The sequence below is a fragment of the Candidatus Chloroploca asiatica genome (genome assembly GCF_002532075.1).
Taxonomy (GTDB): Bacteria; Chloroflexota; Chloroflexia; order Chloroflexales; family Chloroflexaceae; genus Chloroploca; species Chloroploca asiatica.
In genome coordinates, this window is record NZ_LYXE01000041.1 from 1 (window position 1) to 13,103 (window position 13,103).

Annotated in this window: 10 protein-coding genes; 4 read left to right on the forward strand and 6 right to left on the reverse strand. The window is 56.1% G+C overall.

What is annotated here, in order from left to right; genetic code table 11:
- The first annotated feature begins 189 nt into the window (after window positions 1–189).
- Both A9Q02_RS03450 and A9Q02_RS03455 read left to right on the forward strand, forming a co-directional pair.
- Window positions 190–2,910, forward strand: a complete 2,721-nt coding sequence (locus A9Q02_RS03450; protein WP_172450592.1) for a sensor histidine kinase — start codon at window positions 190–192, stop codon at window positions 2,908–2,910.
- A gap of 3 nt (window positions 2,911–2,913) precedes the next feature.
- Entirely contained in the window at window positions 2,914–3,549 is a 636-nt protein-coding gene (locus tag A9Q02_RS03455) for a response regulator (RefSeq protein ID WP_097650967.1), read from the forward strand.
- A gap of 852 nt (window positions 3,550–4,401) precedes the next feature.
- Here the strand turns inward: A9Q02_RS03455 and A9Q02_RS03460 are convergent.
- The 5 genes from A9Q02_RS03460 to A9Q02_RS03480 form a co-directional block, all read right to left on the reverse strand.
- A complete protein-coding gene (locus A9Q02_RS03460) occupies window positions 4,402–5,037 on the reverse strand; it encodes a redox-sensing transcriptional repressor Rex (protein ID WP_097650968.1) in 636 nt (211 codons plus the stop codon).
- A gap of 79 nt (window positions 5,038–5,116) precedes the next feature.
- Window positions 5,117–6,883 carry a dynamin family protein gene (locus A9Q02_RS03465; RefSeq protein ID WP_097650969.1) on the reverse strand — a complete coding sequence of 589 codons (1,767 nt, stop codon included), beginning with the start codon at window positions 6,881–6,883 and terminating at the stop codon, window positions 5,117–5,119.
- Window positions 6,884–7,040: 157 nt separating this feature from the next.
- Window positions 7,041–7,391, reverse strand: a complete 351-nt coding sequence (locus A9Q02_RS03470; protein WP_097650970.1) for a hypothetical protein — start codon at window positions 7,389–7,391, stop codon at window positions 7,041–7,043.
- A gap of 131 nt (window positions 7,392–7,522) precedes the next feature.
- Complete coding sequence (locus tag A9Q02_RS03475) at window positions 7,523–7,966, reverse strand: response regulator transcription factor (RefSeq protein WP_097650971.1); 444 nt, start codon at window positions 7,964–7,966, stop codon at window positions 7,523–7,525.
- A gap of 408 nt (window positions 7,967–8,374) precedes the next feature.
- Window positions 8,375–9,778: a sensor histidine kinase gene (locus A9Q02_RS03480; RefSeq protein ID WP_097650972.1), complete on the reverse strand. Its 1,404-nt coding sequence runs from the start codon at window positions 9,776–9,778 to the stop codon at window positions 8,375–8,377.
- Between the two features lie 103 nt (window positions 9,779–9,881).
- Between A9Q02_RS03480 and A9Q02_RS03485 the strand changes: the two genes are divergently transcribed.
- Window positions 9,882–10,733: a response regulator transcription factor gene (locus A9Q02_RS03485; RefSeq protein ID WP_097650973.1), complete on the forward strand. Its 852-nt coding sequence runs from the start codon at window positions 9,882–9,884 to the stop codon at window positions 10,731–10,733.
- 133 nt (window positions 10,734–10,866) lie between these two features.
- The gene (locus A9Q02_RS03490) at window positions 10,867–11,307 is read left to right on the forward strand and encodes a SufE family protein (RefSeq protein ID WP_097650974.1); all 441 of its coding nucleotides are present in this window, start codon (window positions 10,867–10,869) and stop codon (window positions 11,305–11,307) included.
- A 364-nt stretch (window positions 11,308–11,671) separates the two neighbouring features.
- Here A9Q02_RS03490 and A9Q02_RS03500 read toward each other — a convergent pair whose 3' ends face one another.
- On the reverse strand, window positions 11,672–13,072 hold the full coding sequence (locus tag A9Q02_RS03500) for an aspartate kinase (RefSeq protein ID WP_097650976.1): 1,401 nt from the start codon (window positions 13,070–13,072) through the stop codon (window positions 11,672–11,674).
- Between the last annotated feature and the right edge of the window lie 31 nt (window positions 13,073–13,103).

The window sequence follows — 13,103 nt, forward strand, 5'->3', positions numbered from 1 at the left end:
TTGCTATCATCATCGTACCGCAAAGGTGTTCACATGTGTCGGTTGCCGCTGCTGGCTCTGACTTTGCATCAGCCCTGACTCCCCGCCAACTCCCCGTTTACATGCTCCTGGGCAGATGTTATACTTGGACTTATAGTAATCGGCTTTGGCGATAGCAAAATGGTCACTCCAGAGTCCACGCGTGCCTCTATGATTACACCTGATCAGCCTGATGCATTGCAGCGCTGGCGTGATCGCTTGGTCAAGGTGTTGCTGCGAGCTCTCTTGGTCTTTTTTGGCCTCTACTATCTTGTCTCTTTTGTCGAACTATGGGCAGCGCAACAGTTTGTCACCCTGGGCAGCAGAACGCTCTTGTTGATCCCCCTGTTTATCCTGGTGTTCGTCCCCCGCTATGGGTATCGTCTCCAACTCTACATGCTCTTGAGCATCGGGTTGGGTTTGGCTCTTCTCAGTACAGTGCAGTCCGGGTTGGTCGGTATCGGACGCATCCACCTCCTTTTTACCGTCATTCTGGCCAGTCTGCTCCTTGAGCCACGGCATGCTGTCCCCTTTACCGTGCTTGCGGTGACGTTTGTGGCAGGTCCCCTGGCGGGTATGGCCGTTGGTCTGGTTCCAATCCCATCTGATATTCCTGTGCGTGTCGTGAGCATCGATGAATTGTTGCTCAACGCGCTTGTGGTGGTCATCTATGCGGTGCTGATTGGCAACACCATTGGCTGGTTGATCAACCGGCTTTCCCGTAGTCTGCGTGAAACAGCAACCGCACTGGCCGAGCGTGATCGCCTCAATAACCAACTCGAATTACTCGTTGAGGCGCGGACGGACGATTTGCGTCGGAGTCAGGCCCTGCTTCAGACCTTGCTTGACAATTCTCCTGCTGCGGTCTATGTCAAAAGCACTGATGGACATTATCTCTTGACCAATGTCTTCACCCAACAGGCCCTCAACCTGAGCCAAGTCGAACTAGAAGGCAAGCGCGATTTCGATCTCTTTGGCAACCGGGCGCTGCCCTGGCGGATCCAGGAACAGGAAGCCATCATCCGTGGTCAGCCGATCGAACGTGAAGTTGAACATATGCAAGATGGTACACTGCATACCTACTATGTTACCAAGTTTCCCATCTATGATGCGACCGGAGCAGTGATGGCGGTAGGCGGTATCGCCTATGATATGACCACGCGCAAACTGGCCGAAGAACGCCTAGCCGTCCAGTTGCGCGTGCAACTCGCCATTGCGCGCTGTGCCCGCCAATTGTTGCGCGCCAATGTCGATGATGCGCAGCATCAGGCCCTGCTGATGAGTGTCTTCGATGAGTTTCGTCAGGCTACTGATCTCTATCATATCGGTCTCTATGCCATGCGGACGATCAATGGCATTCCTGCCTATAAAGCTGTCTTTCAATTGCCTGATCCAACGACGATCAATGATGGAACCCCACTGACTGAGATCAATCCAGTCTTTCTTGAGCGCTTGCTCAAAGGTGAGCCTGTTGGTGGCCCGGCAGAAAAGATCTTCATTCCTGGCTCACCGAAACATGCTTTCTGGCAACGCCGCAAGATCGCAGGCATCGCCGCGACCCTTGTTGCCGTCGAAGGGCGTCCCTGGGGTTTCGTTGCCTTTGGCTTCGCAGGACCGTATCGACCGCTTGAACCCGAAGAACTGGCCCCCTTGAGTGCGATGGCCGAGATGGTTGGGGCCTTCTTGCGTCGTCTCGAAGCCAATCGTCTGTTGCGTCGGCGCCTCGATGGTCTGGCTACCCTCAATCAGATTGCCCAGTCGCTGATGAGTTGGACCGATCTGCCGATGGCTCTGCGCACGGTTGGAAGCGCGTTGCTGCCGCTCTTTGAAGCGAACCGTCTTGCTATCTGGCTTTGTGAAGAACAGACTGAGAACCTGGTCGCACTGGCGGTCATTGGTCATCCTGATGTAATCAGCAGTGGTCAGGTTGTTCCGATGGATGCGCTCCCCCTTGCCCAGATGGTTCTGACAAGCTTCAATGGCACGGTTACGACAGAGCCTGCGTGTGCGCTACTGCTTGGCCCCGATGATGGCACGGCCCCCTCAGCGGGGACATACCTTGTGCAACCGTTGATTGCGCGTAAACGGGGTTTCGGACTCTTTGTCATCCATGCCTCTCCAGAACGCACAACTTTTGGCACGAACGAACGTGAACTCGCCCAGATTGTTGCGGGGATGCTTAGCAGCGCCATCGAAAATGCCCGCCTCTATCAAGATACGATGGTACGTACCGCACAGGAAGAACGGCGGCGTCTGGCGCGTGAACTGCACGATTCGATTACCCAGTCGCTCTACAGCATGACGTTGCTGGCCCGTGCCTGGACAATGACGATCCACGAAGCTACAGAGGAAGATCTTACCAACTGGTTTCGCCAAATTGAGGAGATTTCACTCCAATCACTCAAAGAGATGCGCCTGCTCATCTATCAATTACGCTCTCCCCAACTCGATCAGCAGGGGCTTGCCGAAGCGTTGCGGCTCCGCCTTGAGGCGGTCGAAGAGCGCACAGGGATCAAGGTATATCTCGATGCGGATCGCTACCAACGGATGCTGTCTTCAATGATTGAGCCGCAACTGTATGCGATTGCGCAGGAGTCGTTGAATAATGCCTTACGCCACGCTGGGGCTTCGCTGCTTTCGGTGGTACTCTGCAGTGATGAAACGCAGGGTGTCTTGCTTGAGGTGAGCGATAATGGTCGCGGTTTTCTGCCCATGGCTCACTCGGCCGGGCTTGGTTTGATCACCATGCGCGAACGGGCCGAAGCGATCGGCGGTGAGTTGCATGTGGCGAGTGCCCCTGGTCATGGCACGGTGGTGCGGGTAACGGTGCCTTCGCAGGTAGCTGGCCCTGGCGCGCAGCCTTTCGCTGAGCGCGCAGTGATGATGAGGTGAAGCGTGTTAAAAGTGCTGGTGGCTGATGATCATCCGATCGTGCGTCAGGGTTTGCGGCTCTTGCTCTCGGCGACGCGAGAATTTGAACTGGTTGGCGAAGCGGCCAGTGGGGCCGAAGCGATCACGCTCGCGGCCTCACTCGCGCCTGATGTGGTGATCCTTGACCTGATCATGCCCGGGATGGATGGCGTGACAGCCATTCACGGGTTGTTACAGGCTGTGCCTCACGTACGCGTTCTCATTCTGACCAGTTTTACCGATGATGAGAAGTTGCTGGCCGCATTGCAGGCAGGTGCTACCGGATGCATTATCAAAGACTCGAACCCTGATCAGTTGCTTGAGGCCATCAGAGCTGTGGCGCACGGTGAGAGTGCGCTGCATCCGCTGCTGGCGCGCCGCTTGCTCCAACACCTGCAACATCCGGCCCTGCCACCTTCAGGGCCGCTTGCCGCGCTGACTGGGCGCGAGCGTGCTGTGTTACGGTGCGTCGGGCAGGGCTTGACCAATCAGCAAATCGCCGATGAACTACATATCTCGATCCGTACCGTGCATGCCCATATTCGCAGCCTGCTCGATAAGCTCCACCTTGAACATCGTACTCAACTCGCCCTCTTTGCCCATGATCAGCACATCAGCTAGTGCAACCACGAACCCTCGTTGGCGTACCAGGCCAGTTAGTTGCACTTTTCTGCAATAAGCAATCATGACGTCTGCAAAGGTATCGCTATCTCCGTGCTACTATAGTACAATTAGGGCACGTGTGACCTTGAGGTTGTTTCCCATCATATGAGTGTGGAGTTTTTGATGAAGCCGCGTCGCTGGTATAGCACCCCGGAGTCCCAGACATCCCGGCCACGGTATTCTGTCGAGTCTTTTCCCCCTACGATTTACTGGCATTTCACGACACTCACATCTCGCCAGCAAGGAGGCATCATCAAGCAAGAGCAGGTCATCCTGGTTGAGCCCACTGTCCCACTGACTCGGGCTGAACAGGCCACGCGCTGGCTTGTCAGCATCTCGGCGCTCTCACTACGTTCACGGATACGCGTGGGGTAAGTCGTCTGTAGCGCACGTTTTCTGGGGTTGTATCACCCCGAGTACCACATAGCCTGCGGGCCAGTGGCGTCGCGAGCAACAGGGTGAGTGCCCGTGACAGGGCTTGAGCAAAGTCCGCGCCCACCGGTCATGCTGAGCGTAGCGAAGCATCTCTCGTAAGCGACGGAAGACCCTTCGCTGAGCTCCTAAGCAACAAACCGTGTTGTCGGCTACAGCGTGTCCTCTGTCATTCCGAACGGAACGGAGCGGAGTGAGGAATCTGCACTGATCCGCACGGAAGACCCCTCACTCCGTTCGGGGTGACCGTGCAGGCTACGCACCGACACTGTTTCTCTCCACACCACTGGCTCACGGGCTGTCTGAAAAGGGTGTCAGTATCGTTCGCCAGCACGTGATGCACCCTTAAAGGAACAAAAAAACGTCGTTGACAGACGCTTAACTTTGCTCACGGGCGAGATAATAGGTCATGCTGTGGAGCACCGCAACCGGATCGATATAGCGCACCCACACGTCATCAGGTGTCTGGAGGATAATCGGGGCATAATTAAGAATGGCGCGCACGCCAGCTTTGATCAGCAGGTCAGCCACGCTCTGCGCGTGGGCTGCGGGAACGGAAATGATCGACAGGCGCACCTGATACTTTTCGATGATAGCGGGCATCTCGGCATAATCGCGGATCTCATTGTCGCCAACCTGCTGTCCAATCTTTGTTGGATCGGTATCAAAGAGGCCGACAATCTGCAGACCCTGTTTCTGGAAGCCTTCGTAGCGGGCAATGGCCTGACCGAGATAGCCAGCCCCGACGAGCACGACGGGCCAGCGATGATTCAAGCCCAGGATGCGTTCGATGTGGGTAAGGAGCTTTTCCACATCGTAGCCTATCCCTTGCTTGCCAAATTCACCAAAATAGGAGAGATCCTTGCGGATCTGAGCCGCCGTTACATTAATACGCTCTCCAAGCTCCTGGGAGGAGACGGAGAGCACACCTTCATCCAGCAGATAACGAAGACTTCGCGCATAGAGCGGTAGTCGGCGGATGACAACATCAGGGGGTACATCAAGACGTTCCACTCCACTCCTCCGCCCACAGATTGACATTCGGCTGATTTCGTGAATTGTAGCACGAAGTTTCAGGTAGTGTCAAGATTTTTCACCCCTCGATATCTTTGCGCAAACGGGCAAGGTGGACATCAAGATCAGTGAAGGTTTGCTGCAGTTCGCTCAACTGCCCGCGCTGCGCACGCACAAAGCGGGTAAAGGGGGCATTGCGTTCGCGGATCTGACTTATCGAGCGTTCAACCTCGCGGTTGACCTGTTGCTCGATCCCCTGGCGCAGTTTGGCCCGCATATCATCAACGCGCTCGCGCAAGGCTCTTTTGGCCTGGCGGCGTTTGGCAGGGAGCAACGCAAAGCCGCCAACCGCCATCAGCGTTGCCGCCAGAATACCGGTGAAGTCAATCCAGACTGCCGAGGCAAGCGTGACGACAACCGCGCCGAGGCCGACTGCGCCCGCTTCGGTCAACGCCGTTGCGGCAATGGACGCACGAACTTCGTCGACCAGCATGGCCGACTCTTGCTCTTTATCATAACTTGCGACCACCGCACTGGCCGTGCGTCCCACCGAGTCGAGCAAGGCCCGTCGGTTGTATTCAAAACTGCCGCCAACCGAGCCGATCAATTTATCAGTGTGCTGGCTCGAACGTCGTTTAATATACTCATCAATGCTTTGCTGGAGACGCAGGTTCTTCTCGATGATCCAGTCGATGAGCGCATGAACCTTGTTCTCGATTTCGGCATTGAGATCACCGACGACCTCCTCTTCAAACATGGCCCGAAACTTGTCGCCATTCATCAAATCAGTCAAGCGCTGAATTTTGATATGCTCATCAAAAAAGGTATCGCCACGCGTCACCAGATCCTGCAGGATCTGGTCGATCTCGCCCAGATAGTAGCGTGCATCGTTCTGCAGATCCTCCTGGAAGAGGGTTAATTGCTGCTCGACATTCTCAATCGTCACCAGATCTTCGCGCAGGGTTGCGAGGAGGACTTCGGTTGCCCCCTGGTATTTGCGATTGAGGCGCTGGGCTACCCCGAGCGGCGAGAGTAATTTCAGCCTGACCCGGGTCTCTTCATCAAGCGTATCAACAACATACTCTTCCACCTTGCCAAAACGACTCATCTCCCAGAGGCGCTCACGCTCTTCGCCGTCGCTCTGGCGGGCGCGGATCGCCTGGCGTGCCGAGACAGGAAAGATTTCGGGGGTGACCCCAAGCAAGGCATGCGCGTTGTCACGCACAAAGCCGAGCACCTGTTCTTGTTCAGCGGGGCTTAGAATATCAATTTTGTTCAGAAGAATGATAATCTTCTTGCCCCACTCTTTGATCAACTCCAGAAAACCGCGTTCGCTCTCGGTAAACGGACGATCAGCGGAGGTTGTAAAGAGCACGAGGTCGGCGCGAGGGATAAAATCGCGGGTCAGTTGCTCGTGATGCCGAATGACCGCATTGGTGCCCGGTGTATCCACAATGGTCAGTTGGCGCAGTACGTCGGCAGGGAAGGTCGTCACGCGCAACCCACTGGAACGCAGGTTACTTGTCACCTCATCGCCATGCTGCAAGAGTGTGATCGCATCGGTGGTCGGCGTCACCCCTTCGGGCAACAACTGGTCACCGAGCAACGCATTGAGAAAACTCGACTTGCCCGAGTTAAACTCGCCGGCGACCACAATCAGAAAGAGGCCCTCAAGATGCTCAAGCGTCTCGTTCAGCGTGCGCTGATCGGCTACATCAAGATCGGCCCCAAATGACTCAAGCGCAGCCGCCAATTGCTCCAGGATTGAGCGTAACTCGGCCAGCAAAGCCTCCTGGCGATCGGTGATCAAGCGTTTACGTTGCAGCAAGCCATCCATAAATGTCATAAACTAACGCCTTCACTCAATTCATATCTTTTATGTCACATTTGATGTAATCCAGCACACATGCAACCCATCGCAGAAGGTGCTATACTATAGAGTATCTCCTTCTCCTCTCACTCTGGGGGCAGTGCCAAGGGCACTACCCCCAGAGTTTTTTGCGTTAGACTGCGCGTAACAGCGACGCAAGGCCGGCAAAAACCAGGGCCAACCCGATCAAGCCATAGAGCACAACGGGAGCAAGTTCGCCCCAAGTGAAGGAACGTAAACGACGGGGCGAGCCTGCAGTTTCGATGCGTTGCCCACGCCAGTAAGTGACTCGTGTGGTCTCACGGGCACCGGGCAAGCGGCCCCCGGTCAACGTCCAGGCCTGCCATGCTTGCCAGAGGAGGTAGCCCCCGCCACCCCAAAAGGTCAGCACGATAACCGGCCAGGGCAAGGTCTGGGCATTGGCCAGCACAACAATGAAACCAAGCAGCGCCACCCAGCGCCAATCAAAACGAAACTGTCGCATGCTGTCTTACCTTTGCCATGATACGTATATCGTATCATACCATAGTGTAGACAGGCGAATCGCAAAAAAAAGCCCCCTGCAACACAGGCGGCTTTGACAAACGAACATCGACGTGAATGGAGAATGACGACCTATTTCCCTGATTGGCTGCTCAAACTCAACGTGGCGAGCGATGGCCCATTCAACACCGGGTGCATGTGTTCAGGAGGCATAATCGCTTTCACAATCGGTACAAGCTCACGTAACTCAATCGGTTTGGCAACATAACGAGCTACCCCCAACTCGCGCATACGTGCACGCAACCCAGGTGTATCATACGCGGTAAGTACCAGCACCGGAATATCAGGCCGGAACGCTTGGACTACTCGTATCAGGGATAGCGCACCATTGGTGTGGGGATTCGGATCGACAATTAAAAGATCAACATTGCCCATTGCACACGAGAGCCACGCCGCGTTTGGAGAGGGTGCAACCCAAACGCTAAAACGTTCGCCAAGCATGGTTTGTAGCCCGCGCTGGGTAATCAGCGCAGCAGCCGGGTCATCATCAACAATGTAGATCTGACGAACAGGCATGGGTTACGCTCCTCCGCCCTACGAGGTACGGAGTAGAATACGCGAAGCGACACAATTCACCTGCCCCTATCGTAGCAGTCTCAGCCCACTCTGTGATGGGGCGACGCCGCAACTGGTAGTAGCAAAATAACAACTCACCTGATTTGACCTGACAGGCAATCTAGAGCGTTGTAAAGCCACAACTAGCTGTGTTGGGATGGCAAAACGATTTACACTTTTGCTGTAGAGGGCGCACTCTAATGCGTCAGCATGAGGTTAAAAGCTAAAGGGGTCAACTATTGATGTTTCAACATTATGCCGCAAAAGCGCAAAGGTTTTCTCGTAGTTGAGCGAACCCTTCGCGCCTTCGCGTGAGCTTATTTGCCTGGTATTGGGCCTAGACTGCTTGTCATCAAGGTTCGGTCTGCGCTAGGCGTTGACTGGTAAAAAGAGCGTAAACACGGTTCCCGTGCCTATTTCGCTCTCGACCGTAATGCGCCCTCCGTGCTGAGTGACAATATGGGCGCTAATGGCAAGCCCAAGACCTGTCCCCTGGACTTTGGTGGTATAAAATGGTTCAAAAAGATGGGGGAGGTGCTCTGCGGGGATGCCTACCCCTGTATCTGCAATATAAATCCCTATCGTTGACGGTGCCTCAGGGCGTGCCTGCAGCATCTGCGTAGTCACCCGCAGTTCGCCGCCCCGTGGCATGGCGTCACATGCATTAAGAATAATATTGAGGAAGACCTGGCGGAGTTGATCGGCGTGGGCGATGGTAAGCGGCAGATCAGGCTCGAGGTTGGCAACGGCTTGAATATGCCCGTGACGCAGATGGGTCTGGACAAGTTCGAGGGTTTCGCGGAGCAACGCATTAATACTCGTTGCCGCAAGCTCGGCGCGTGTTGGCCGATAGAAGTCGCGCATACGCGTAATAATGCGTGCGATGCGCCCGAGTTCTTGCTGGGCAATCGCGAGAAAGGTGCGTTGAGGTGCATCCTCGGGCAAATCCTGCTCGACCAGGTAGAGGCTATTGCGAGCGGCATAGAGAGGGTTATTGATTTCGTGCGCCACCGACGCCGATAACTCACCCACCGCAGCCAGTTTGGCACTCTGCAACAACTGGGCCTGGGCCGTATTCAAGCGCGCCTGGGCCTCGGCGTGTAGCGACTGGGTAAGGGCCAGGTCGCGTTGCAAGACGACGGCACGGGCACGTTGGGTCACTTCGTCAATTGCGACTGCGGTCAGATCGGCCAGGGCCTGAACAAACGGAATATCACGCGGGTGATAGAGATGGGCATGCACCCCACCATACAGCACCAGTGCGCCCATCTGGGCACTCTCGACGCGCAGCGGGGCCAGCAATGCGCTATAAGGCGGCCAGGATGGCAACCCATCCTGCAAAGCCGCGAGGTTATGCGGACTCATCCTGTCCAGCGCGAGTTCAAGTTCAGGGCCAACGAGCAACATTGCCCGCGGCGACATAATCGCCATCTCGGCGAGCCCGGGCCCACATGGGCGTCCTTCTTCGTCAGCCGACGCCCAGAGCACCAGCCGGTCGCTCTCGGGCTCACGCAAGAAGAGATGGGCGGCACTCGTTCCGGGAAAGAGATTCACCGCTTCACGGACAACCAGTTGCACGATGGCGTCTACATCGCGACTGATCAACAAGACCGCCGAAATTGAGAGGATCGCACTCAAACGGGCACTTAACTCAACAGCCCGACTCTGTTGCAGTTCCGCCTCACGCTCAACTGCCTCTGCCCGCGCCTCGGCAATCTGCAGGCGCTTCTCGAGGGATTGAACATATGCACGAATTTCTTCGAGATCGCCCATGGTTATCGCTCCAACGCGTTGACACTGCAAAGCGTCGCACAGTATAATGCCGAAAAGATGAATCCCCCAAACTATAGTGCTTTTTGGCACGGAGTGCAAACGAATGACGCAATCTGCCCATATTCTTGTTGTTGATGATGAGCAAAACATCCGCCTGACCCTCTCGACATTGCTCAGCCGCGCCGGATATATCGTCACCGTAGCGGCGAGTGGTGAAGAGGCCGTGGCAATGTTCGAGCGTCAGCAGTTTGATCTGATGCTCGTCGATCTGCAGATGCCGGGCATCAATGGCATCCAGGTCGTCGAAGCCCTGCGACAGCGCTCAAATGATACGGTGGTCATTATCCTCACCGGCCATGGCTCGTTGGAGACAGCGATCGAAGGGTTGCATCAAGGTATTTTCGATTATATGCTCAAGACGAGTGACCCCGGACAGATCATTGAGCGTGTCAAGGCCGGGTTGAATGAACGGATGAAACGTCAGCGTCAGCATGCGCTGATCAATGCGATCGGGGCCGCTGCTCAGGAATTGACCGGGGCAATGCCAGGGGACGATACCGCTACACCGCTTGCCGCAACCACCCCGGCCCCCTCATCGCCGGCCACCCAGCCTACGCCAGTTATGTCGACGACCAGTAGCAATGATCGCCAGGTGCTTATCGGCCAGTTGCAACTCGATACCTGGCACCAGACAGCCATGCTTGGTGGGCGCTCGCTCAATCTGACGCCAACCGAGTTTCGTCTGCTGCTCTGCCTCGCTGAGCACGCCGGACAGATGCTTTCGTATACCCAGTTGGTGCGTTGTGCCCAGGGCTACGAGGCCAATGATATGGAGGCTGGCGAGTTGATCAAGCCGCACATTCATCATCTGCGCCAGAAGATCGAACCCGATCCAAGTGCGCCACGGTATCTGCTGAATGTGCGCGGCAAAGGGTATATTTTGCAGATTGATTAACTCGGTTGCTTGACCGTTTGGAGTGCCGACTTCAGTCGGCTTCCAGGCTCAGCCGACTGAAGTCGGCACTCCGATCACCGCAAACGGTCAAGCTCGTTTGAAACATGCCTAACAGCAAAAGAAGAGATGCTCAATGAATGAAACACCTCATATTCCTCCACGGTTACAGGAAATTATTGAAGACTTCCAGGCGAGTGACCGTACCGAGAAACTCGAATTAATGCTGGAGTATGCCGACCGCCTTCCTCCTTTGCCCCCGCATTTGCAAGGCCATACTGGCATGGAACAGGTGCACGAGTGTATGAGCCCGGTCTTTGTCCAGAGTGAACTGATTGACGGGCGCATCATCTTTCATATTGATGTGCCAGCCGAAGCACCAACGATTCGTGGGTATGCCTCACTGCTCACGGAAGGTTTCGAGGGCTTGACACCACAAGAGGTGCTGGAGGTACCGGGGAATTTTTTTGAGGCGATGGGCCTGCATCAAGTGCTGAGCCCCCAGCGGCTCAATGGCATTACCTCGCTGCTGGCCTATATGAAGCGTCAAGCCCTTCGCCTGCTTGCCTCTTCGTAAACCCTGCGACAAGTGAGCGCACACAGACAACCCCTCAGGGTGCTTGTGTGCGCTCGGTGTAACTTACGCTACCCGTGCATTAAGCAAGGCACGGGCCACTGTATCAAGGATTGACGCAGGCCGCGGACCAGGGGTTATACCGATCCGTCGTATCAGCACCCGGCGGTAAAGATGGATCGACTCGGGCGCAAAGTAGCAACGGCGTCGGTGCGCATGATGCGGCACATGGGGTGATGGTCGCAACTGAATAAGCATTGAAGACCTCGCACAGTTTGTGAGCTACTTCACAGGTTTATGATACTGCTCACGGCGCACTGCGTCAAGAGGTAATCAATGCGCAATAATTGTGCATCTGCTTTGCTTTTCAGAGGTCAAAGCTATGATGGATCGCACGTACGGCAGCATCGCCATCGCTGGCAGCCACAACGAGTGAAATATTATTCTCGGTACTACCCTGGGCAATGGCAATAATATTGATGCCAACATTGCCCAGCGCACCAAAGACGCGCCCGGCAATACCTGGGGTGCCGCGCATCCCCGAGCCGACGACGGCAATGATGACGACCTGGTCGAGCACTTCGACATGTTCGACATTGTGGCTAGACAAATCACCCGCGAGCTCGGCACGCAAGGCTGTAACCGCCGCCGCGGCCTCGGCCCGGGGCACGGCTAAACAGACGCTCTGTTCGCTCGACGCCTGGGTGATCAGCAGCGTGTTGGCACCTACCCGCGCCACGGCCCCGAAGATCCGTGCGGCGACCCCCGTCAGCCCGAGCATGCCTGGGCCACCGACGGTGATCAGACTGGCATCGTTGATCGCCGTGACTGCCCGGGCTGTGCCGGGCATGTCGGCCCCGTTGATGATGGTGCCTGGATGCGCCGGGTTAAAGGTGTTCCGAATGCGGATCGGGATCTTTGCTTGCACCAGCGGGCGTACCGTCTTGGGATGCAAGACATTGGCCCCATAGTAGGCCATCTCGCCCATTTCATTGTACGAGAGGCGAGGCAGAGTACGGGCTTCGGGCACCACTTTCGGATTGGCCGTCAGGACGCCATCAACCTCTTTCCAGAACCAGACTTCCTTTGCCTCAAGCACGGCCCCCAGGATGCCACACGTATAATCGGAACCACCGCGCCCGAGCGTCGTTGGCACGCCAGCCTTGGTGGCCCCGATAAAACCGGTCACCACGGGCACAATCTTCTGGGCCAGCATTGGTTCAAGCACAGCCCGGCTCGTCGCACGAGTCTCGTCCATCAGCGGTGACGCCGAGCCATAGTGTTCATCGGTGACAATGAGGCGCGTCGCATCAACGGCTTCAGCAGCGAGACCAGCGCTACGCAGTGCAGCGGCAATGAGGCGGGCATTGAGGCGCTCGCCGAGCCCACTAAAGAGATCGAGCGCCCGTGGCGTCAATTCGCCGAGCACTGCAATGCTATGCGAAAGATTGCTCAGATACGCCAGCATCGCCCGCAGTTCAGGCTCAAGGGCGGCACACTCTTCGGGCGAAGCAAGTTCGGCGGCGGCTCGCAGATGAAGGTCGAGCAAACGTGGTGCAACTTCGCCCGTTGCCTCACCATTGCCGGCAGCTGCGGCCTTCGCCGCTGCGATCAGGGTGTCGGTAGTACGTAAATCGGGGGCGTTCATTGCCGACACCACGACCACAACCTCGTGCTCGCGGTGGCTGTCAGCGACAATCCGGGCCACGTGGCGGATGGCATCAGCACTGCCGACCGATGTTCCGCCGAATTTCATCACAACTCGCATGCGTTCCTCTTGATATTTTGAAACGTATTCG